Origin of the sequence: Methanobacterium sp. (assembly GCA_016222945.1) — an archaeon.
Taxonomy (GTDB): Archaea; Methanobacteriota; Methanobacteria; order Methanobacteriales; family Methanobacteriaceae; genus Methanobacterium_D.
Map to the genome: position 1 here is coordinate 1 of JACRPY010000002.1, position 22,061 is coordinate 22,061.

A 22,061-nucleotide genomic window follows, 5' to 3' on the forward strand; every position below is an offset into this window, starting at 1 on the left:
TAACAATATTTATTATAGCTCTGTTTTAATAATAAATTAAATATCAATTCGGAGGGGATCAAAATAGAATTTAAAAATATTTTTAAACTACTTTTAATAGCAATTTTTGTAATAGGAATCTTAAACTTTGTTTATGCCGATTCAGCGCCAAATATTGGTGAAAACCAAGCTAAATCTATAGCACAAGACTATCTAAATTCCCATAATTTACCTTACAAAGTTACAACAGCGACGCAAATGATACAAATTAAAAATAGGCAAACAGGAAGTACCAAATGGGTTACTCCATCACAATGGGACAGTATGACCGGAGGTAATAAATTTAAGCCTGATGAAGACCCTACATTCCAATGGGAATATGTTTCAGAGGGTTTTGGCGCATGGAAGGTAGCTACTGTAGATAGCCAGGGAAAAGGAACTGGAAGCATATATGTAAATGATCAAACCGGTAAAATTACTAAAACAGAATTAAAAGCAGTTACCACTCAAACCAACTCCACTAAAAGTAATAACACCAATCCAGCAAATGCAACAACAAATGCAACTAATCAAACTGCTCCAGGAACATCAAACAACAATACATGGATAATAATAGGCATAATTATCGTGATTATTATTATAGGCGCTGGTTACTGGATGTACAGCAGAAGATGAGAGTAATCCCCTCATTCTCTTTTTTATCCAAAGGCTTGGTTGCGTCCACTCCAACCTTTGTAGTTGTACCATCTGGTGTTGCACACGGATCAAGTGATGAACCTCTGGCACCAGGCACAATCATGATATCTTCATCACCTTTAACTCTTGTTGCTATTGCATATTCAATATCTTCAGGATTAAAAATGTCAATATCTTCATCAACAACAATAGCATGTTTTAGTGATGGATGAGCAGACATTGCTGCCATTAAAACGTTTTTTCCATCGCCTTGTGTCTGTTTTTTTATGGAAACTGCAGCGTGAAGCCAGCAGCAGCCCCCCTCAGTTAAAACCACATTTTGAACTGTGGGAACGGTGTTTAAAACTGCATTATAGATTCTTGGCTCCTGTGGAAGTCCCTGTAAAATTCTGTGTTCAAATCCAGCAGGCATTATAGCATGATAATATGGATCCTCTTTGTAATGTATTTTTTCAAGCTCTATGACTGGTTCATCCCTTATAACATCATAAGTATCTGTTAAATCTACAAATGGCCCTTCAGATTCCCTTACATTTGGGAAAATTTTACCTTCCATTATTATTTCAGCTTCAGGCACATCTAAATCCACATTTTCACATTTTATTAGCTTCATGTTTCCTTCATGGAAGTTATTAGCTACTTCAAGCTCGTCTGTTATTATAGGGACTGATGTGGTGGTTGCAAGGAGTGTTGCAGGGTGCATTCCTATTGCTATGGCCACTTCCAGTGGTTTATCCATTTCTTCTGCTTTTTTATAGTAAGTATAAAGATTTCTTGGAACAATTCTTACTCCCATTTTGTTTTTACCTGAAACAAGCATTCTATGAATTGAAGCGTTTCTTATTCCTGTTTCTGGGTCTTTTGCTATTATAACTCCTGCTGTGATGTATGCTCCACCATCTTTTTTATAGTAGGTGGGTACTGGAATTTGGCTTAAATCAGGATTTTTTTGCGTCCTGTAGTTTTCTTTAACATTTTCAAAGTTTTTAATGGGAACTGGATTCTCTGTTGCTTCCATTATTCTTTTTGTGATTTCGGGCACTGTAACTGAAATTCCACGGGCTATTTTATCTCTGGTGTTACATATACCTGATATAATCTTCATATCGCTTTCTTTAACATTTTCAAAGATTATTATGTCTTTAGGATGCTTTCTTAATATTTTTGCAGCTTCAAATTTAACTGAAACTTCTTCTTGAATCCTTATTATTTTAGATTCCTTTTCAAGACCATTTAGAAACTCTCTCATATAATTCACCAACTCAATAACAATTTAATTACCAAAAATCATGGCCGCAGCCATTACAATAAAAATAACTGCAATTCCTAACCATATATAGTTTGCAGAGCATCCACAATGGGTTGTATGGCATATTTCGCCCTGATTTTCTTTTTCTTTTTTCATTATATCCCCAAAACATGATGAATAGTGTAATCAGTGATCACACTTAATATTTCCTTTAAATCTTCTGATATCCCTTTCAATATCTTTATTCATCAACCCCATCATTTCACCAGCAAGTATGGCTGCATTACCCCCATTATCTATCCCTAAAGTTGCAACAGGCACTCCAGGAGGCATGTTAACCATTGATAGTAATGCATCCATTCCATCAAGCCTTATAGAGCATGGAACTCCTATTACTGGCTTTTCGGTGTAGGCCACAATGGCTCCTGTTACATGAGATGATAATCCAGTTATAGCTATAAACAATTTAGCGTTTTTAACTCTCTTTAAATATTCTTCAAATCGTTTAGGATGTCTTACCGGCGATACAACACTGAAATCATATGCTAAACCCATTTTATCGAAAAAGTTAGTGGTTTTCTTTGCAACTTTAATATCAGAGTAACTTCCCGCAATTATGGCCACATCTATATCTTCCAATTCATCAGATGCAGATTCTTTGGATAAATCTTCGTTTTTTAATTCATCTTCTGGAATATCATATGATGTTGGAGAATAATAATCTCCTTTGATATTTCCTATCAAAGCAGCTTCATCCTTCTGAATTTTGCCAAAAAAGGAAGATCTCATTGATGAAACCCTTTTTCTTACATCTTCATCATGAATTCCAATTATTTGTGCAGCAAGCAATGCACCGTTTTCACCGCGGTCAATTCCCACAGTTGCAACAGGTGCTCCAAAAGGCATCTGTGCTGAAGCATAAAGAGCATCGAGCCCACCTAATTTAACGTCTACTGGAACTCCCACCACAGGTTTATATGTATTTGCAGCTATCATACCTGGTAAATGTGCTGAAAGCCCAGCAATACCTATAAATACTTCTATTCCTTCATCAGTAGCTTTCATAACTATTTTTTTTACTTTTTCGTGAGTACGATGCGCTGATGCAATTTTAACATCATATGGTATTTCCAATGTTTCTAAAATGTCTATAGCTTTCTCGACTATGGCAAAATCAGACGCGCTTCCAATTAATATCATGACTCTTGGTTTCATTTTAAACTTTCACTCCAGTTTATATAGCATTAATTTATTATGTAGAAAGTAAATAATGTTTTTAGATATTTCTAATATGGTCTGCATTATTTATAAAATTTAATCAGAACATGAGGTGTACATTTTGTCATGGATTATTCTAATTTTCGTCTTATTAGTAGCATCTATCAAAAATAGAGGATCAGATAGAAAAATGACCGTTTCTATCATAATCCCTGCATACAACGAGTCAAAAACTATTGAAAAGGTTATTAATGCTTCAAAGAGCCTGAATTACGTTGATGAAGTGATTGTTGTTGATGATGGATCTTTAGATAACACTGCAGAAGTTGCAGAAAAGTCAGGAGCAATTGTTATAAGGCATGCTACCAATTTAGGGAAAGGATCAGCATTAAAAACCGGTTTTAAACTATCAAAAGGAGACATAGTTGCTTTTATAGATGCTGATTTGTATAATTTAACTTCAGGCCAGATAGAAAAAATTATCAAGCCCATATTAGATGGAAAAGCAGATATAACCAAAACAAAATTTAAAAGAAAAGCAGGACGAGTAACCGAATTAACTGCTAAACCTCTTTTAAACTTCTTTTTCCCGGAATTAAAGTTTGATCAGCCATTAAGTGGGCAATTTGCTGCTAAAAAAACTTTTTTAAATAAGATAAAATTTGAAAAAGATTATGGTGTAGACGTGGGAATTGTTCTGGACGCAGATGTAAGGGGGATGAGAATAAAAGAAGTAGATATAGGTGAAATTGAACATTCCCATTCTTCTATCCAGGGATTAAATAAAATGGCTAATGAAGTTGTTAGAACCATAGTTGACAGGGCAATGGAGTACGGTAGAATTTCCATGATGGATACTCTTGGAAAATACATTAGAATGTGCATCTTAGGGCTTTCACTTACATCATTAGGTCTTTTTTCCATATTCTTTATTAATAAGATTCCTGCATTAATTGGCGCACTTCTTGTATTAATTGGGTTATTTATGACATTATATTACATGGCAAAACTTGTAAAAAGAATAGCCACAGTTCTTTCAAAGGCAGATAACAGGCTTCCAACTTTAAAATCACTTTTTTATATGCATTTTCCCATAATTGTGTCTGGTTTGATTTTAGTGTCTATGATTTTCACTTTAGTAGGTTCTGTGCATGTAGATCCTGGAAAAATATCCATAGAACCTGCTTCAAGTAATCTTATAATATGGAAAGACCCTACAAACATTAGAAGCGAAGTTAGAGGACCTTATACAGTAGACAGTGCACTTGAAAATGAATATAATATTATACGAATGCCTTTAGAAGCTATGAGTACATTAGAGTTTAATTACGGAGATTCCATTTACATAAACAAAAAAAAGTACACTATCAACACAACAAGAGCTGGAGAAGAAAATATACTTCGAATACCCTATGATGCCCGTAACTATTTAAGTTTAAATGCAGGAGATATTATAAGGGATAGCAACATCCGAGGAACATTTAAAGACCTTTATGCTGAAAAAGCACTTGCCATAGACTCTACTTTCAACAACACCAAAAATTTCAAAGCAAACGAAGGAATATTCCTAAAATCCAGTAATGAAAAAGGCAGAATAGTAAATGTTTATGTTAATAAGCAAAAAATGTTAACCACCTATGGAATATTTGAAAATGGAGAGTATAGCATTTATATTAACAATGCTAAGTATAAAACCATTAAAATCAATAAAAATGACTCTAAAAATGTTGTTAACATACCTTGGGGAAAATATACAATAACCATTGATATTGAAGGTTCCATGGATACAGATACAAGATTTGCAACATCAACTGAAGGTAAATTTTTAAATTTACTTTTAAAAAAATAGTTAGCATTTGATATTTTGAAAATACTTGAAAAATCATGCTTTTAAGAGATTTTAATAAAGAATTGGAATTTTAAAAATGATTCCAATCAAATATAAGTTAAAAATATTAATAAAATAGTTAGTAATAGACTTTTACAGCTTCTTTTATATCATTGTAAAGTCCAAGAGCTGCAAGAGCACCTATTTTGCCCTGAGGACCTGTAACTTCCACAAATTCAACTCCAATTTCTCCTCCAGCCTTTTCAGCTTCTTCAAGAGTTATCATAGATTTTTTAGCAGACATTGCATATTCTCTAAGTTTTTCAGGGACATTTATACCATCTAAAATGGCCATTGATGTTTTATGAGATAATGTATGCTTTTTAAACATTTTACGTGCTTCTTCTATAAGTTTCTCCCGTTCATCTGGTTTTACGGCAAAAACAAGGGCTATTGCCACACAATTTTGAGTTTTATTTGGATTATGCGGGTAAAGTTGCACAATAACGTGATTTATATATTCAAAACCCATTTTACTAAGTTCCATACCCACATTATTTGCTAATGTCCATGTAGCTCCTTCTTCTTTAGTATCAGTATCATCTATACCGATTACAACTTTTTGAAGCTGTGGAGTTACAACTGCAGCTCTTCCAACCTTTGAGCCACCGCCAATATCATACAATTCAACTCTTTTTACTCCTTCTGCCATTCCACGGCACATTGCCGCCCCTACACCCGCTCCTGCAAGTCCTGCATGTACAACTTTGACTTCATCACCTTCAACAGTGACTTCTTCAATTCCTGCAGCCCGAAGACTTGCTTTAAGATTAAAATCAGATTTTCCCGCTTTTAAAAGGAATGTATGTTTGTTCCCATCTCTTTCTGCTTTTTCTACAATGTCACTGGAGTGTTCATATTGATAAACAACCCATTCTGAGCCTGCAACACAGGGATGGTATTCAACAAGCTCCACCATGTCCCCATCTACCATTGTGATGACTTTTTTGTATGGAGCTATCCAGGGGTCTTTAAATTTTTCTTTAAGGTCTTTTGGAGTTAAAGTTTCCATAATAATATCCCGATTTAAATTGTATAATTAAATATTGCATATAGCTTTTAATTTTATCCAATATATCTCTAAAAATAATTAGATAATAAAAAATAAGTTAAAAAGAAATTTATTTTAATCTGTCGCACATTTTAACAGCAGCTTCCACAGCACGTTTTCCATATTCAACACGCTGATGAGCTTCTAAACGTGTCATTCCAGGGCCTGAAATTCCAAGTGCCACAGGTTTATCGTATTCAAGGGCTAAATCTGCTATTTTACGTGATGCATGCTGTACAACTATTTCATCGTGGGATGTTGCACCTTCTATGACTGCACCAAGAGTTATAACTGCATCTATGTCTTCTTCCTGTAGAAGTTTTTTTATTGCAAGAGGCATGTCAAAAACACCAGGTACTGTAATTACCTTTGTTATCTCAGAATCTAAAAACTTTGCATGCTCTTTAGCAAGTTCAAGCATCATTTGAGTTATATCATAATTAAATTCCGCTACTACTGCCCCTATTCTAACTTTTACCATCATTTTACCTCCAAATCAGCTTTTATCATTACACATGAATTCATAAATTGTATTTATATTCTAAATTCAATTTTATGTTCATCCTACATATATTTCTATTGTATCGTCATTATAGTAAAAGTGCTAAGGCAGCTGCAACTGCACTTAAGGCCATTATAATAATTATAAAAAGTGCTATAGCTTGTGGTCTGTCCATATTATTAACCTCCAAAATCCCTCAAACGCTTTGCGTTTGGGGCATCGAAAATCTTAGATTTTCGAAAGTTTTCTATTTTGGGGTTTAGAAAACCTGCGGTTTTCTTAACCTCCAGCAAATTTAGAAATTTCTTCTACAGTTTCTGCAAGTATCTGTATTTCTTCTTTAGTATTATAATAATGAATCGATGCTCTAACTGTTCCACCAAGAGCATCTGCACCAATATGCTTTATTGCTGGAATTGCACAATGATAACCGCTTCTAACACAAATATTTTTAATTTCATCCAATATTTTAGCAACATCATGCGAATTCATGTTTTCTATATTAAAAGCCACTATTCCATGAACATTTTCCCGATCACCATAGCAAATAGTGTTATCTATACCACAAATTTGATCATACATGTATTTAGTGAGTTTGACACTATGTTTTTCGATTTTTTCAATGCCAATATCTTCCACGTAATTTACGGCAGCTCCAAGACCAATAATACCTGCTATATTTTGAGTGCCGCCTTCAAATCTTGCAGGAGCAGGTTCAAGGGTGAAATCATTTTCAGTTACATTTGATACGGTTCCTCCACCTAAATTCATTGGTTTAAGCTGTTCTAAAACTTCATTTTTACAATACAAAAATCCGGTTCCAACTGGCCCCAGTAATCCTTTATGGCCAGGAAATGCAATAAAATCTGCTTTAGTTTTTTTTGCGTCAAATTTCATGTGTCCTGCAGATTGAGCAGCATCAACCATGTATAAAACATCATTTTCCTCTGCAACATTTCCCATTTCATAAATTGGCTGGCATGAACCTATGGAATTTGAAATATGAGTAGTAGTAATAAGTTTTGTAGTTTTATCTACAGCTTTTTCAATATCTGCAGGATTTATCACGCCATATTTATTTGTTTTTATAATTTTTAAATTAATGCCCTTATCTTTTAAATTAAGCCATGGGATAAAATTAGAATGGTGTTCTATATTAGGAACAATTATTGAATCGCCTTTTTTAAATTCCAAACTGTTTGAAACCAGATTTATAGCTTCAGTAGTGTTTTTTGTGAATATAACTTCGTTTTGTTTAGAATTTATGAATTTTGCGATTTTCTCCCGGGCATTTTCAAATTTGTTGGTTGCTTTAACTGCAGTTTTATAAGCGCCCCTTCCAATGTTTGCATTAAAATGACGATAATAATCCTGCATGGCACGTAAAACGGGTTCTGGGGTGGGAGTAGTGCTTGCAGCGTCCAAATAGATAAGCTCTTCAAGTAATGGAATGTCTGCCCTTAAGTTGATATTTGCATTTTCCATGACCCCTCTCTCCTACTTTCACTTTCTATCTGGACTTACTGCATATATATGATTATTTTTCTTCTATTTTGTTTCTAACTTCGCGGGCCATTTCCATTGTGGATGCATTTCCACCAAGGTCCTTAGTTACAATTTTATTTTCGCTTAAAACTTCTATTAAAGCATGTTCAATGGTACGGGCTGCATCATGCTCTTCAATATAATCCAACATTAAAACTGCAGATAAAATCATAGCAGAAGGATTTGCTGTATTTTTACCGGCGTGGCGTGGTGCTGATCCATGTACTGGTTCAAATATACCTGTGTTTTCTCCTATGTTTGCTGAGGGTATTAGTCCTAGTCCTCCTACGAGTCCTGCGCCTTCATCTGAGAGTATATCTCCGAATAAGTTTGTGGTTACGATTACATCGAACATATGAGGATTAGTGATGAAAAACATGGCCGTAGCATCCACATAACGATCATCAGTCTCAATATCACTGTAATCTCCCGCTACATCATAAAAAGTATCGCGAAAAAGCCCATCAGTCTTTTTAAGCACATTAGCCTTATGAACAGCAGTAACCTTACTCCTACCTGTCTTTTTAGCATAATCAAAAGCAAACTTACAAATCCTCTCACTCGCTTTCCGAGTTATAACCCTTAAAGCAGTAGCTCCATCTTCAGTTTCCTCCTCAATACCAATATAAAGCCCCTCAGTATTCTCCCTCACAATAACAAAATCCAAATCATCATGAAGACTCTTAGTACCAGGATAAGACTTAACAGGCCTTAAATTAACATAAAGATCCAACTCCTGCCTTAATTTTACAATAACGTCTGCTGCGGATTCTCCGGCAGCTCCAAATAAACATGCCTGGGAATTTTTTACTATATCAATGGTTTCTTGTGGCAGAGCAATTCCTGATACTTCTTGGTATTCATCTCCTGCATCTGCAAATGTGTAATCAAATTCAACGTCTATTGCTTCTAAAATATGTAATGTGGCTTCCATTACTTCTTTTCCTATACCGTCGCCGGGTATTACTGCTATTTTATACATAAAAACACCTATTTTCCTATAAATTTAAACAATGTAGGGGAACACTGTTTATTTTTCTTTTAATTTTATTAAATGTTAATTTCAGTTAGTTATTTTTCTTTTATTTCATCGATATGGCCTTTTAGATATGGAATTAATCCTCCTTCATTAAGGATTTCAAGCATGAAATCTGGCAGTCCTTTGATTTCAAACTCTTCGCCAGTATTTAAATTCATTAAAATACCTTTTTCCATATCTATTTCAATTTCATCTCCTTCAGACACATGTTTAGAGATGTTTTTGATTTCTATAAGTGGAAGACCAATATTTACTGCATTTCTGTAGAATATTCTTGCAAATGATTCTGCAATTACTGCAGAAACACCTGCACCTTTAATTGCAATTGGTGCGTGTTCTCTTGATGAACCACAGCCAAAATTTGTGCCTCCAACTATTAAATCTCCATTTTTAACTTTTTTTGGAAATTCAGGGTCTGCACCTTCCATTAAATGTTCTGCAAGGTCTTTGGGATCTCTTAATACCAGGTATCTTCCAGGAAGGATAAGATCAGTATCAATATCGTTGCCAAATTTCCATGTTTTTCCTTTCATAATAGCACCACTTATTTTATATTTCTTGGATCCTCTATTTTTCCTGTAATTGCAGATGCTGCTGCAACTGCTGCAGAGCTTAAATAAACTTCTCCTTCCGCACTGCCCTGTCTTCCTTTAAAATTCCTGTTAGAAGTAGATAAACTTACTTCTCCAGGTCCTATAAGTCCTACATGTCCTCCAAGACATGGTCCACAGCAAGGATTGCAGACAAGTGCTCCAGCATCTACAAATATGTTCATTAACCCTTCATTTAATGCTTTTGTGTAAACTTCACGTGAAGCAGGTATTACAAGCATTCTTATGCTGTCTGAAACATTTTTTCCTTTAAGAATTTTTGCAGCATCTCTTAAATCCTGTATTCGTCCATTTGTGCATGATCCAAGGAAAACCTGGTCAATAGGTGTTCCTTCAACATCTGAAATACCTTTTACATTGTCTACATTGTGAGGACATGCAATTTGAGGTTCAAGATCATTGACATTAATATCCATAATTTCAAGAGATAGTGCATCCATATCTCCTTTAATTACTTCGAATGATTTGTTTGATCTTGTATTAACATAGTTAAGGGTCTTTTGGTCAGGTTCAACAAGTCCTGTTTTACCGCCCATTTCTATAGCCATGTTACAGATTACCATTCTGTCAGATACTGACATTTCAGTTACTGTTTCTCCTCCAAATTCACATGCTTTGTATGTTGCACCATCTGCACCAATTCGTCCTATTATATTGAGTATAACATCTTTTGCATATACATGACTTCCTAATGTACCTTCTATATTGAATTTTATTGTTTCAGGAACTTTAAACCATAGTTTACCTGTTGCAAACACCATAGACATGTCAGTTGATCCAATACCTGTTGAAAATGCACCTAATGCACCATGAGTACATGTGTGGGAGTCTGTTCCAACTATAATTTCTCCTGGAACTACATGACCTTTTTCTGGTAAAACTTGGTGGCATACTCCTTCTCTAACGTCGTAAAAATTGGTTATTCCTTGTTCTTTAACAAATTTTCTCATTATACTGTGATTTCCAGCTGCTTCAAGAGAGTCTGCAGGTACTTGATGGTCAAAAACTATCACAATTTTTTCAGGACCCCAGACTTCTGGAACTCCTATCTTCTCAAAAGATTCTACAGACAGAGGCCCTGTAAGATCATGTGTCATTGCAACATCTATATTTGCCATGACTATTTCTCCAGCCCCAACTTCTTTTTTACCAGAGGCTTTTGCCAGTAGTTTCTCTGCCATTGTCATTTCCATTTGATTACTCTCCAATTTTAAATATTTTAAATCATTTTTTTTAAATTACTATTTTAAGAACCAATAATGCATGAAATAATTCCAAATAGTTCAAATTTATAAATTCTAACATTTTTTTCAATTTCATTTTTTTATAATTTCAAAGCATTGATTTTATTTACAATTTTAATAAAAATATCAACCTCTTCTTCGTTTAAAATCTCTAAAATCTTTTTAATTGTATTTTTATGTATTTCCATATGTTTATTTAGAATAAAATCGCCCTTAGATGTGAGTTGAAGTGAATAAAATCGTTTATCGGTTTGTGACTGTGTCTTCATTACTATTCCATCATCTATTAACTGGTTAATTGCTACTGATACCGTGGATTTTTTAACATTCAGGACTTTTGATAACTCAGAAACATTGATACCTTTATTTTTATTTATTAATTCTATGTAATATAACTTTCTCAGTGTATACTCTTTTAAATCCCCTCTTAAAAGTTGTTTTTGGAAATCTCTGGTTAATTCACTTAATTTATCCATTGATTCTACTAATTCAAGCTCTCTGTTCATACCCTCGATCTCCACCCTACATATAAAACTTTGACAAATTAATTATGTAGTTGTATCTAACTAACTATTATAAATAGTTATCTCAATTAACGAAAAATTTTTATGGAATAAATCAATTAAAAAGCATAAGTAATAAAAATAATTATACACAGTAATATAAAATAGTGTATGTAATTATATCAAAATAGATAATTTAATAGACTATCGAATAGAGATATTTTGGTGAGGGAACTGAAATGACAGAAAATGATATAAAAAGCGAATATCAACGGATCAGCGATAAAATCGCATATGATGATTTCTTAAAAAGAATAGAAGAAATGAAGAAAGATTACGCAGATGTAAGCTTTATGGATGAGCTGGATATTGCAAGAATGATTGTAGGAGAGTATATTGACGAAAAAAATGTTCCTATTACAAAAGATGACGAATTACGTAAAATAAAAGATTTAGAAACAGGTTTACAAGATATAAGCATAGTCGGAAGAATAACAAGGATTTCTAATGTGAAATCATTCACAACAAAGAAAGGAAAAGAAGGCAAAGTTGCAAATCTCCTGATTTCAGATGATACTGGAGAAATTAGAGCAGTTTTATGGACAGAAAATATTAAATTACTTAAAAAAATCAATGAAGGAGATATAGTCAAAATAAACGGTGTAGAGATAAAAGATGGATACCGAAGCGAAGAAGCGCATCTCCAAAATAGATCTACCATTGAAAAACTTGAAGACAGCGATTCAGATAATTTCCCAGAATATGAAGAAAAAATAACCAAAATAGAAAGCATTAAAGGCGAAATGCAAGTTAATGTAATTGCCAGAGTAGTTAGAATCTCAAGAATAAGAAGTTACAACAGTAACGGAAAAGAAGGCAAGTTCATTACCCTTGATTTGAAAGATGATACCGGTTCCATATCTTTAACTTTATGGAACAAAGATGTGGAGATTGTTGACGAATTAAAGCTAAAAGAAGGAGATTCTGTAAAAATATTAGGTGCACAAAGCCGTGTACGTAATGATGAAGTTAATTTAACTCATTCATGGATTGGAAGAATAATAAAAGACAAATTTGACGTTCCAGAACATAAAGAAGAGATTATTAAAATTGGTGACGCACATGAAATGAAAAATGTCACCATGCTTGGCGTTGTAAGCAAAGTACAGGATCCTATAACATTTGAACGCTCCGATGGCAGCCCTGGAGCTGTAAAATCAATTGTAATTTCAGATGATACTGGATCAATAAAAATAACCCTATGGAACGACGATACAAAGCTCGAAATCAACAAAGGAGATATCATAAAGATAACTGGCGGAAATATAGAGTTCGATGACTACGCAGAGACAGGTTATAGGGTAAATACCGGATGGAGCAGTAAAATAGCCATAAATCCTGAAGAAGATGTAGGTTTAAAAAAAATACTAGAAGAACATAAAAAAGAGTTAGAACCTATTAAAATTGATGATTTACATAAAATCGAAGATGAAGGGGAAGAAATAGATATTTTCGGCAGAATAATGGAACTGTATGATGCTAATGAATTCCAGAGGGCCGATGGAACTGTAGGGATTGTAAGATCTGTTAAAATTGCTGATGACACAGGAACTGTTAGAGCATCATTGTGGGACGAAAAAGCAGAGCTTGGATTAAACAGAGGCGACCTTGTAAAAATAGAAAATGCAAAAACCAGATTCAGAAATGATACCGTGGAGCTTAGCATTGGTAAAACAGTGCGAGTAATAAAAATGAAAGAAGATGAAGCTCAAAATCTTCCTTCCATCGATAAACTTGAAGAAAATATGTATAAACCTGTTAAAATCGGTGATTTAAAGAATATAAAGAGTGAAAAGGACGAAACAAGTATTATAGGACGTGTCATTAATCTCTATGATGTAAATGAATTCCAGAGGACCAATGGAACCATGGGAATGGTAAGATCTGTAGAGATAGCTGATGGTACTGGTGCTGTTAGAGCATCCTTCTGGGATGAAAAAGCGGAAATGGGATTAAACAGAGGCGATGCCATATGGATAAAAAATGCGATGCCTCGTTTCAGAAATGACAGTGTTGAATTAAGTGTTGGAAGAGCTACAATTGTAATAAAGCCAAAATCAGAAGATATTGAAAAAATCCCATCACTTGAGGAGATTGAAGACTCCATATACAAAACTCGGAAAATTGAAGAACTTGAGGAAACTGATAAAAACGTCAAAGTAAGTGGAAAGATTATTGAAGCATACGGAGACAGAATACTCTATGAAATGTGTCCAAATTGTAATAAACGAGTTGAATATGTGGATGATGCATTTATTTGTGATTTCTGCGGCGAAGAAATTGAAAAACCAAATTATTTAATGATACTTCCATGTGTAATTGAAGATGATACTGGAACCGTCAGGACAACATTCTTCAGGAAACTTGCAGAAGAATTAATTGGAATGACCACTGAAGAGGCAAATGAAGTGATTGCAAAGACTGCTGATGAAGGATCTCTTGCAGAAAAGGTTGAAGATTTGATTGGAAGCGATATTACAGTAATTGCAGATGCAAACTTCGATGAATACAATGAAGAAGTACGGCTAATCGCCAAAAAAATAGCTAAAGTAGAATTATAAGTTATAAGTGATAAATCAACGAATTAATACTCATTTATCATAAATAACCTTTATTTAATGAATTGATATTTATAAACACTAAGGAGAATCAAAATGGTCGAATTAGAAGATTTACCAAATGTTGGAGAAAAAACTGCTCAAAAACTTAGAGATGCCGGATTTGCAGACATGATGAGGCTTGCAACATCAACTGCCAAAGAACTCAGTGTAAAAGCTGAAATTGGTGAAGGAGTAGCTGAAAAAGTTATTGAAGCAGCACGAAAAGCTGAATCTATTGATTTTGAAACCGCATATGATGTGATGGAGCGGAGGAAAGATGTAGGGCGGATAACCTGTGGAAGTAGCTCTGTTGACGAACTTATCGGCGGTGGGATTGAAACACAATCTATAACAGAAGTTTTTGGTGAATTTGGTTCTGGAAAAAGCCAAATATCTCACGAACTAGCAGTTACAGTCCAGCTCCCCGAAGAAAAAGGAGGTCTTGACGGAGAATGTGTATTTATAGATACAGAAAACACATTTAGACCAGAAAGGATAGAACAAATTGCCACTGGATTTGAACTTGATCATGAAGAAGTATTGCAAAAAATACATATTGCAAGGGCTTTCAACTCAAACCATCAAATACTCATGGCGGACAAAGTTAACGAACTCATTCAAAGTGGAACAAATATAAGACTGTTAATTGTAGATTCCCTAACCGCTCACTTTAGAGCAGAATATGTAGGAAGAGAATCACTTGCAACAAGACAACAAAAACTAAATCAACATCTTCACACTCTCCAAAATATTGCAAACACCTACAATGTAGCTGTTTTTGTTACCAATCAAGTGCAATCCAGACCTGATGCTTTCTTTGGAAGTCCGACCAAAGCTATTGGTGGTCACGTTCTTGGTCATGCTGCAACATACAGAGTATGGCTTAAAAAAGGACTTGCTGGAAAGAGAATTGCAAGACTTGTAGACAGTCCTCATTTACCTGAAGGAGAAGCTGTCTTTAAGATTGTAACTGAAGGTGTAGTGGATTAAATAAATCTAATTAATAATATTAAAAGCATGAATTAATCATGCTATTTTTTTTAAATTTTTTCTTCTTTTTAAGGATTAAAACCTATTATAACCAGATTTCACCTATTCTCTAAATTATATTTAAATTAATAAAATTAAGAGTTTTACTGGCTTAATATTGAAGCTATTTTACTTAATTTAACCTTTCAATTGATACAAATAACTAAAAATATATTTATACTTGTAGCAAATATAATATTAGAATCAATAGGGAGTTTGTTGGAAAAATAAAGGAGTGATTTTATGCAAAAAATGGGAAGCGCATTAATTTTTATAATTCTCGGTTTAATAGTAATCTCATTTCCACTTATAGGAGTAATTCCACTTAGTTTGATAACTGGTTTTATTGTGCTCTTTTTAGGTATAGGGCTCCTATTAGCTGGTATAACCGACATGAGTATAAGTGCAACTATGGGCATAGCTGAAATAGTATTGGGAATAATCGCCCTTATTTTAGGTATAGGATTCGTATTTAACCCTGGATTATTTAGCTTTGTAGCATCACTAATAGTTTATTTAGCTGGTATTTTCTTAATTATAACCGGTTTAATAGCAGTGATCTCTAAAACTGTTGGAAACAGATGGTATGGACTTGTACCTCTAATTTTAGGTATAATATACATATTAGTAGGTTCTTTAATAGCAAATCCTCAATATTTAGGAATATTAATCGGCCTATGGCTTTTAATAATGGGAATACTGATGTTATTTGAAAAAGAATAAAAAAAAATAACTCCAACAAACTTCTTTTTTATTCATTAGTTAATTATACTTAATTTTTTGTTTTCTAATCAATATAAGGAAATATTTTATAAATTCCATTGAAACGATAATTCCTATTATAATAATGATTATCATTGGCTATGCACTTAAAAGAATCCGTGTTTTAAAGGCAGAAGATGCAATGGCATTAAACAAGATTGTTATAAACATTGCCATACCTTCACTCATATTTCTGGCAATGTACAATGTAGATATATCTGTTCTTCCTAAAATAGCACCAATTCCACTGGTATGCTTAGCTGTAGGAATAATTTGCGGTTTAATCGCTTACATTTTCTCTAAAATTAAGAAATACCCTGAAAAAACTCGTTGGAGCATTATAACAGCATTATCTATGTTCAATTCAGGTTTCATGGGATATCCAATTGTACTGGGTGTTTTTGGTGGAGATGGACTTATCAGAGCCATTTTTTATGATCTTGGCTCAATGTTACTATTTATAAGTTTTGGAGTTTTCTTTTTGCTGATTTACAGCGGGAAATACTCAACAATCCTTAAAAGAGCTTTAATATTCCCTCCAATTTGGGCGGTTGCCCTTGGATTAATATTCAACTTTCTAAACTTAGAAATAGGTTTAATAACTGCCAATACTCTTAACTACATTAGCGGAGCAGCCATACCTCTTATAATGATATCCTTAGGATTATCACTTGAATTTAAAGGCATTAAAGAAAATATTGGCGCAGCATTTTCAGTATCAACAATCAAATTAATTTTAGCACCTTTAGTAGCTTTTTTGATTGTAGGGATTTTAGGAATAAAAGTGGCCTTGAAAAACAGGTTACAATAATTGAAGCAGGGATGCCCTCAGCAATGTTCAGCCTGGTCCTAGCAATTACCTATGATCTAGACATTAAAACTGCAGCTGCATGCATATTTTTAAGCACTGTAATCAGTATGGCTACAATTCCCCTAATACTGTTATTTATAACATGACCCTCTTAAAATAATATTAATCAAAGATTAGATGCCATTCGATGATTAGATGGTCTTAAAAAATAAGTACAGCTAATTAAAAAGATATAAATAAGAAATTCAGTGAATTAAAAGCCTGATTAAAAAAAATGAACATGAAATACTTTAATTTTTAATTTTTATATATCCTGAAAGAGAATACAACTTCATGTTCTCATATATATACTTTGTATAAAAAAATAAATAGAAAACTTTATTTATGTTGTGTGGATAGACCCTACATCATATACATGAAAATCATTATTCAGAAAGGTGATCTAATGGCAGAAAAAAAAGAAAATCAAGAAACTACTGAAGAACCAAAAATTGGAGTTTACGTGTGTCACTGTGGTATCAACATCGGTGGTGTTGTAGACATAGACGCAGTTAAAGAATATGCAGCTACACTTCCAAATGTTGTTGTATCAGAAGAATACAAATACTTCTGTTCCGACCCTGGTCAAGAAATGATTCAAAAGGACATTAAAGAGAAGGGTATAAACAGAGTTGTAGTGGCAGCTTGTTCACCAAGGCTCCACGAACCTACATTTAGAAGATGTATTAGAGAAGCAGGATTAAACCCATTTTTATTTGAATTTGCAAACATAAGGGAACACGATTCATGGGTTCACATGAACGAACCTGGACCAGCAACTGAAAAGGCAAAAGACTTAACAAGAATGGCAGTTGCAAAAGCAAGATTACTGGAACCTCTAATCGCTGAAACAGTTAGCGTGGAAAACAAAGCACTTGTTATTGGTGGAGGAGTTGCAGGTATTCAATCAGCACTTGATTTAGCTGATATGGGATTCAAAACTTACTTAGTGGAAAAACAGCCTACTATCGGTGGAAGAATGGCCCAGTTAGATAAAACATTCCCAACTCTCGACTGTTCCATGTGTATTCTCGCACCTAAAATGGTGGATGCAGGTAAACACGAAAATATTGAGTTATTATCCTATTCTGAAGTTAAAGATGTAGAAGGATACATCGGTAACTTCAAAGTAACCATTGAAAGAAAACCAAGATACATAGATGAAGATTTATGTGTAGGATGCGGATCATGTGTAGATGTCTGCCCAATAGAAATTCCAAACTACTTCGATGAAGGAATTGGAATGGTTAAAGCAGCATACATTCCATTCCCACAAGCAGTACCTCTTCTCGCTACAATTGACAAAGATTACTGTATAGAATGTAACCTTTGTGACCAGATATGTGAAAGAGGAGCAGTTCAACACGACCAAGAACCTGAAGATGTTGAAATCGACGTAGGTACAATCATTGTTGCAACTGGTTACGACCAGTTCGATGCAACTGAAAAAATGGAATACGGATACGGTGACTACACAAACGTCATTACCGGTTTAGAGATTGAAAGACAGATCAACGCATCTGGTCCAACAGAAGGTAAAATCTTAAAACCATCTGACGGTCAAAAACCAAAAAGTATTGCTTTCGTCTTATGTGTAGGTTCAAGGGACGAGAAAGTAGGAAACGAGTACTGTTCCAGGGTTTGCTGTATGCACTCCATGAAGAACGCTCAACTTGCTAAGGACAAAATGCCTGACTGCGATGTTGCAATCTACTACATGGATATAAGAGCATTCGGTAAAGGATTTGAAGAGTTCTACAAACGTTCCCAAGAAAAATATGGTATTAAGTTCATAAGAGGACGGCCAGGAATGGTCTTAGAAAACCCTGACGAAACATTAACCGTCAGAAGCGAAGACAGCTTACTTGGTAAAGTAACTGAATACGACTATGATATGGTTGTACTCGCAGCAGGTTTAGTACCGCCAGAAGGCGCTAACGAACTAAGACAAACCATCGGACTCTCCAGAAGTGCAGATGGGTTCCTAATGGAAGCTCACCCAAAACTTAGACCTGTAGATACCTTAACTGAAGGTGTATACCTTGCAGGTGTATCTCAAGGACCAAAAGATATTCCTGACTCTGTAGCACAAGCATCAGGTGCAGCAGCAAGAGCAGCTATCCCTATGGTTAAAGGTGAAGTAGAAATCGAACCAATTGTTGCAGTAACAGATACAGATGTCTGTGGTGGATGTGCAGTTTGTATTGAACTATGCCCATACGGAGCTCTATCCAGAGAAGATGATCAGGCAGCTGTTAACATAGCTCTCTGTCACGGATGTGGAACATGTGTTGCAGCATGTCCATCAGGAGCAATGGATCAGCAGCACTTCAAAACAGAGCAAATTATGGCTCAAATTGAAGCTGCATTAAACGAACCAGCATCAAAATAAATAAGACAATTTATTGAGGGATTTAATCCCTTAAACTCTTTTATTTTAAATATTAAACCTTAAATTAGCTGTTTTTTCTGATTATATTTAGACTTTCATTTGTTCTGTTTTTGAATTAAACCACTCATTAATCAAACAACATAATTAAAATCGTTTACAAAATAAAATATTTGAAAGTATTTATATTCATTTATTTTATACATATCTACATAAAGCTAACTTAATTTACATTTATTTGGAGGATATTTAATGTTTGAAAATGAAAAGTACGCTCAACAAATCAAAGAATTAACTAAAGAGCATCATAAATGGATGGAAAACAGTATAAATTTAATTGCAAGTGAAAACATTACAAGTAGTGCTGTAAAAGAAGCTTTAGCTACTGATCTATCCCACAGATATGCTGAAGGTTTACCTGGTGAAAGGCTATATGAAGGTTGTGAATATATTGACGATATTGAAAATTTGACAATAGACCTTTCTAAAAAATTATTTAATGCAGAACATGCCAATGTACAGCCAAATTCAGGTGTTGTGGCTAATTTAGCATCATTTTTCGCACTTACAAAACCTAATGACCTTCTCATGGCACTAAATGTACCTGTAGGTGGCCATATAAGCCATGCAAATGTTAGTGCAGCCGGAATAAGAGGTTTACGGATTCTTTCACATCCTTTTGACAGTGCCAAGATGAATATTGATGCTGATGCCATGAAAAAAGAAATTATTAAAAATAAGCCCAAAATAGTTCTTCTTGGTGGCAGTTTATTCCTATTCCCTCATCCTGTAGAAGATGCAAGGGAAGCAGCTGACGAGGTAGGTGCAAAAGTGATGTACGATGGCGCCCATGTTCTTGGCCTTATAGCTGGAGGTAAATTCCAGGATCCATTAAAAGAAGGGGCGGATTTACTTGTTGGAAGTACTCATAAGACTTTACCTGGCCCTCAAGGAGGAATAATTCTCACTACTGACAAATTAAAAGATACAATTGATGAAGCAGTGTTCCCTGGTGTTGTAAGTAACCATCACCTTCACCATGTTGCAGCTTTAGGTATCACATTAGCAGAGATGCTTGAATTTGGTCGTGATTATGCTGATAAAATAGTTAAAAATGCTAAATCACTTGCCCAAAACCTGTATGAACTTGGTTTCGATGTTTTATGCGAAGATCAAGGATTTACAGAGTCTCATCAGGTTGCTATGGATGTTAAAAAGATAGGTAGCGCAGCTAAAATGGCTAAAGACATGGAAAACAACAATATTATCTTGAATAAGAATCTTTTGCCATGGGATGACCGTAAAAGAACTGATGATCCATCAGGAATAAGAGTAGGTACTCAAGAGATAACCAGAAGAGGATTAAAGGAATCCCATATGCAAGAAGTGGCCGAATTTATAAAAATGGTGGCTATGGATGGTAAAGATGTTAAAGAAGAAGTTTCAGAGTTTATGAGTCAATATACGAAGGTTCATTACGCGTTTAGTGAAGATGAAGCCTACAAATACATCGAGTTTTAATGAGTTAAACCTCTTTTTTACTCATTTTATTTTTAATTTCTAATTTTATAAATACCAGAATATTATATATTAATTCTAGTTTTAAATAAGCAATAAGTCATATTTATCTGAGGAGATTGAATGAAAATCGCTTGGGGAATTACAGGAGCCGGACACCTACTTTTAGACAGTGTCGAACTACTTGAGAAAATATCAAAGAACCATAATGTAACAGTTTTGCTTTCTGCTGCTGGTGAAGAAGTTCTTAAAATGTATGGGCTTTATGAAAGGGTAGAAATGATTACTGGTGGTTATTATAATGAATTAGTTAAAGAAAATGATCAAAAATTCAGTTTTCCTATAACTGGACGTTTTTCACTGGGAAAATATGATCTTCTCATTGTATCTCCCACAACATCAAATACCATCGGTAAAATAGCAAATGGTATTGCTGATTCGTTGCTTACTAATGCTGTTGCCCAAGCAGGTAAAGGTAAAGTTAAAACTGTTATTGTCCCTGTAGATCTTGAATCAGGAGATTTAGAAACTGTATTGCCATCTAAACTTGAATTAGATTTATGTCAAAGATGTGAAGTCTGTGAAGCTGCTGCTGCATGTCCAGGTAATGCTATAACTCCTGGAATTGAGATAGATCTTCTTAAATGTCAAGGATGCGGTGCATGTGCAGTTGCATGTCCCTTTTCTGCAATTTCAGCAGGGCGATTAATCACAATTTATATGAGGGAAATTGACATTGCAAATACTGCAAAACTCTATGAATTTGAAGATTTAGAAGTTATAGAGCATCCTTCCATGTTAAAAGACCATTTAAATTTATAGTACTGATTTATTTACTCAAAACAAACTTTTTTTTAATGACTTAATTATTTAAAGTTTGGAAAACAAAATTATATAGAGGAGGTATTTCATGGAAGACCCAAAAAGAGATTTAAATTACCTTGTAGACGAATTAAAAAATGGGGATTGGAGAGGACGAGAAGATGCTGCTGAACTTCTTGCAGAATTAGCAGACCCCGATGCAGTAGATCCTTTAATTGAAGCATTAGCTGATGAAGATTATCATGTTAGGGAAGCTTCTGCACTTGCGCTTGGCGTGATGGATGATAAAAAAGCTGTTGAACCTTTAATTAAAACTTTAAATGATGAAAAGGCAAGTGTTAAATACGCTGCTGCTGTAGGTCTTTTAGGAATAGGAGACCAAAGAGCTATAAAGCCTCTTGAAAAAGCAGCTGAAGATAAAAATCCAATGGTCAACAAAGTTGCCCAAGTGGCTTTAAAATCAATAAAAGAAAGATTGTAAAACATTAAATTCATTAATTTTTCAT

Annotated in this window: 18 protein-coding genes and 1 pseudogene; 10 read left to right on the forward strand and 9 right to left on the reverse strand. The window is 34.3% G+C overall.

From position 1 onward, the window contains the following. Nucleotides 1-237: 237 nt before the first annotated feature. A complete protein-coding gene (locus HZC47_00040; GenBank protein ID MBI5679279.1) occupies nucleotides 238-654 on the forward strand; it encodes a hypothetical protein in 417 nt (138 codons plus the stop codon). Here the strand turns inward: HZC47_00040 and HZC47_00045 are convergent. Continuing rightward, nucleotides 617-1,924, reverse strand: coding sequence for a UbiD family decarboxylase (locus tag HZC47_00045; GenBank protein ID MBI5679280.1), 1,308 nt, complete (start codon nucleotides 1,922-1,924; stop codon nucleotides 617-619). The two genes, HZC47_00040 and HZC47_00045, sit on opposite strands and share 38 nt — an antisense overlap. 186 nt (nucleotides 1,925-2,110) lie before the next feature. After that, nucleotides 2,111-3,139, reverse strand: a complete 1,029-nt coding sequence (purE, locus tag HZC47_00050) for a 5-(carboxyamino)imidazole ribonucleotide mutase (GenBank protein MBI5679281.1) — start codon at nucleotides 3,137-3,139, stop codon at nucleotides 2,111-2,113. Between the two features lie 124 nt (nucleotides 3,140-3,263). Between purE and HZC47_00055 the strand changes: the two genes are divergently transcribed. Beyond that, nucleotides 3,264-4,991 carry a glycosyltransferase gene (locus HZC47_00055; protein ID MBI5679282.1) on the forward strand — a complete coding sequence of 576 codons (1,728 nt, stop codon included), beginning with the start codon at nucleotides 3,264-3,266 and terminating at the stop codon, nucleotides 4,989-4,991. Nucleotides 4,992-5,109: 118 nt separating this feature from the next. Here the strand turns inward: HZC47_00055 and HZC47_00060 are convergent, their stop codons facing one another. The 7 genes from HZC47_00060 to HZC47_00090 all read right to left on the reverse strand — a co-directional run bounded on the left by HZC47_00060 (nucleotide 5,110) and on the right by HZC47_00090 (nucleotide 11,528). Further along, nucleotides 5,110-6,042, reverse strand: a complete 933-nt coding sequence (locus HZC47_00060) for a DUF1743 domain-containing protein (protein MBI5679283.1) — start codon at nucleotides 6,040-6,042, stop codon at nucleotides 5,110-5,112. 109 nt (nucleotides 6,043-6,151) lie between these two features. Continuing rightward, nucleotides 6,152-6,562: a 6,7-dimethyl-8-ribityllumazine synthase gene (locus tag HZC47_00065; protein MBI5679284.1), complete on the reverse strand. Its 411-nt coding sequence runs from the start codon at nucleotides 6,560-6,562 to the stop codon at nucleotides 6,152-6,154. A 300-nt stretch (nucleotides 6,563-6,862) separates the two neighbouring features. Beyond that, nucleotides 6,863-8,068, reverse strand: coding sequence for a cysteine desulfurase (locus HZC47_00070; GenBank protein MBI5679285.1), 1,206 nt, complete (start codon nucleotides 8,066-8,068; stop codon nucleotides 6,863-6,865). Nucleotides 8,069-8,120: 52 nt separating this feature from the next. Further along, on the reverse strand, nucleotides 8,121-9,110 hold the full coding sequence (locus tag HZC47_00075) for an NAD-dependent isocitrate dehydrogenase (GenBank protein ID MBI5679286.1): 990 nt from the start codon (nucleotides 9,108-9,110) through the stop codon (nucleotides 8,121-8,123). Between the two features lie 89 nt (nucleotides 9,111-9,199). Then, nucleotides 9,200-9,700 (reverse strand): 3-isopropylmalate dehydratase small subunit, encoded by a 501-nt coding sequence (locus HZC47_00080; GenBank protein ID MBI5679287.1) that lies wholly within the window; start codon nucleotides 9,698-9,700, stop codon nucleotides 9,200-9,202. 11 nt (nucleotides 9,701-9,711) lie between these two features. Beyond that, complete coding sequence (locus HZC47_00085) at nucleotides 9,712-10,971, reverse strand: 3-isopropylmalate dehydratase large subunit (protein ID MBI5679288.1); 1,260 nt, start codon at nucleotides 10,969-10,971, stop codon at nucleotides 9,712-9,714. A 131-nt stretch (nucleotides 10,972-11,102) separates the two neighbouring features. Further along, the gene (locus HZC47_00090) at nucleotides 11,103-11,528 is read right to left on the reverse strand and encodes a MarR family transcriptional regulator (protein MBI5679289.1); all 426 of its coding nucleotides are present in this window, start codon (nucleotides 11,526-11,528) and stop codon (nucleotides 11,103-11,105) included. Between the two features lie 236 nt (nucleotides 11,529-11,764). Here HZC47_00090 and HZC47_00095 point away from each other — a divergent pair, with 236 nt between their 5' ends. From HZC47_00095 to HZC47_00130, 8 genes and pseudogenes are all read left to right on the forward strand, one after another. Continuing rightward, nucleotides 11,765-14,146, forward strand: coding sequence for a replication protein A (locus tag HZC47_00095; GenBank protein MBI5679290.1), 2,382 nt, complete (start codon nucleotides 11,765-11,767; stop codon nucleotides 14,144-14,146). Nucleotides 14,147-14,239: 93 nt separating this feature from the next. Further along, on the forward strand, nucleotides 14,240-15,175 hold the full coding sequence (gene radA / locus HZC47_00100) for a DNA repair and recombination protein RadA (GenBank protein ID MBI5679291.1): 936 nt from the start codon (nucleotides 14,240-14,242) through the stop codon (nucleotides 15,173-15,175). Nucleotides 15,176-15,457: 282 nt separating this feature from the next. Beyond that, nucleotides 15,458-15,937, forward strand: a complete 480-nt coding sequence (locus tag HZC47_00105) for a DUF308 domain-containing protein (protein MBI5679292.1) — start codon at nucleotides 15,458-15,460, stop codon at nucleotides 15,935-15,937. 88 nt (nucleotides 15,938-16,025) lie between these two features. After that, a pseudogene (locus HZC47_00110) lies at nucleotides 16,026-16,933 on the forward strand (AEC family transporter). Nucleotides 16,934-17,232: 299 nt separating this feature from the next. Continuing rightward, entirely contained in the window at nucleotides 17,233-19,218 is a 1,986-nt protein-coding gene (locus tag HZC47_00115; protein ID MBI5679293.1) for a CoB--CoM heterodisulfide reductase iron-sulfur subunit A family protein, read from the forward strand. Between the two features lie 249 nt (nucleotides 19,219-19,467). Further along, entirely contained in the window at nucleotides 19,468-20,736 is a 1,269-nt protein-coding gene (locus HZC47_00120) for a serine hydroxymethyltransferase (protein ID MBI5679294.1), read from the forward strand. 120 nt (nucleotides 20,737-20,856) lie between these two features. Continuing rightward, a complete protein-coding gene (locus HZC47_00125; protein ID MBI5679295.1) occupies nucleotides 20,857-21,555 on the forward strand; it encodes a dihydromethanopterin reductase (acceptor) in 699 nt (232 codons plus the stop codon). 88 nt (nucleotides 21,556-21,643) lie between these two features. After that, nucleotides 21,644-22,036, forward strand: coding sequence for a HEAT repeat domain-containing protein (locus tag HZC47_00130; GenBank protein ID MBI5679296.1), 393 nt, complete (start codon nucleotides 21,644-21,646; stop codon nucleotides 22,034-22,036). Nucleotides 22,037-22,061: the final 25 nt, after the last annotated feature.

Excerpts from the sequence above, each read along its gene's own strand:
- HZC47_00120 (MBI5679294.1), top strand. The coding sequence starts at position 19,468 with ATGTTTGAAAATGAAAAGTACGCTCAACAAATCAAAGAATTAACTAAA.
- HZC47_00125 (MBI5679295.1), top strand. The coding sequence starts at position 20,857 with ATGAAAATCGCTTGGGGAATTACAGGAGCCGGACACCTACTTTTAGAC.
- HZC47_00115 (MBI5679293.1), top strand. The coding sequence starts at position 17,233 with ATGGCAGAAAAAAAAGAAAATCAAGAAACTACTGAAGAACCAAAAATT.
- HZC47_00070 (MBI5679285.1), bottom strand. The coding sequence starts at position 8,068 with ATGGAAAATGCAAATATCAACTTAAGGGCAGACATTCCATTACTTGAA.
- HZC47_00065 (MBI5679284.1), bottom strand. The coding sequence starts at position 6,562 with ATGGTAAAAGTTAGAATAGGGGCAGTAGTAGCGGAATTTAATTATGAT.
- HZC47_00090 (MBI5679289.1), bottom strand. The coding sequence starts at position 11,528 with ATGAACAGAGAGCTTGAATTAGTAGAATCAATGGATAAATTAAGTGAA.
- purE (MBI5679281.1), bottom strand. The coding sequence starts at position 3,139 with ATGAAACCAAGAGTCATGATATTAATTGGAAGCGCGTCTGATTTTGCC.
- radA (MBI5679291.1), top strand. The coding sequence starts at position 14,240 with ATGGTCGAATTAGAAGATTTACCAAATGTTGGAGAAAAAACTGCTCAA.
- HZC47_00060 (MBI5679283.1), bottom strand. The coding sequence starts at position 6,042 with ATGGAAACTTTAACTCCAAAAGACCTTAAAGAAAAATTTAAAGACCCC.
- HZC47_00130 (MBI5679296.1), top strand. The coding sequence starts at position 21,644 with ATGGAAGACCCAAAAAGAGATTTAAATTACCTTGTAGACGAATTAAAA.
- HZC47_00045 (MBI5679280.1), bottom strand. The coding sequence starts at position 1,924 with ATGAGAGAGTTTCTAAATGGTCTTGAAAAGGAATCTAAAATAATAAGG.
- HZC47_00075 (MBI5679286.1), bottom strand. The coding sequence starts at position 9,110 with ATGTATAAAATAGCAGTAATACCCGGCGACGGTATAGGAAAAGAAGTA.
- HZC47_00040 (MBI5679279.1), top strand. The coding sequence starts at position 238 with ATGATACAAATTAAAAATAGGCAAACAGGAAGTACCAAATGGGTTACT.
- HZC47_00085 (MBI5679288.1), bottom strand. The coding sequence starts at position 10,971 with ATGGAAATGACAATGGCAGAGAAACTACTGGCAAAAGCCTCTGGTAAA.
- HZC47_00095 (MBI5679290.1), top strand. The coding sequence starts at position 11,765 with ATGACAGAAAATGATATAAAAAGCGAATATCAACGGATCAGCGATAAA.
- HZC47_00080 (MBI5679287.1), bottom strand. The coding sequence starts at position 9,700 with ATGAAAGGAAAAACATGGAAATTTGGCAACGATATTGATACTGATCTT.
- HZC47_00105 (MBI5679292.1), top strand. The coding sequence starts at position 15,458 with ATGCAAAAAATGGGAAGCGCATTAATTTTTATAATTCTCGGTTTAATA.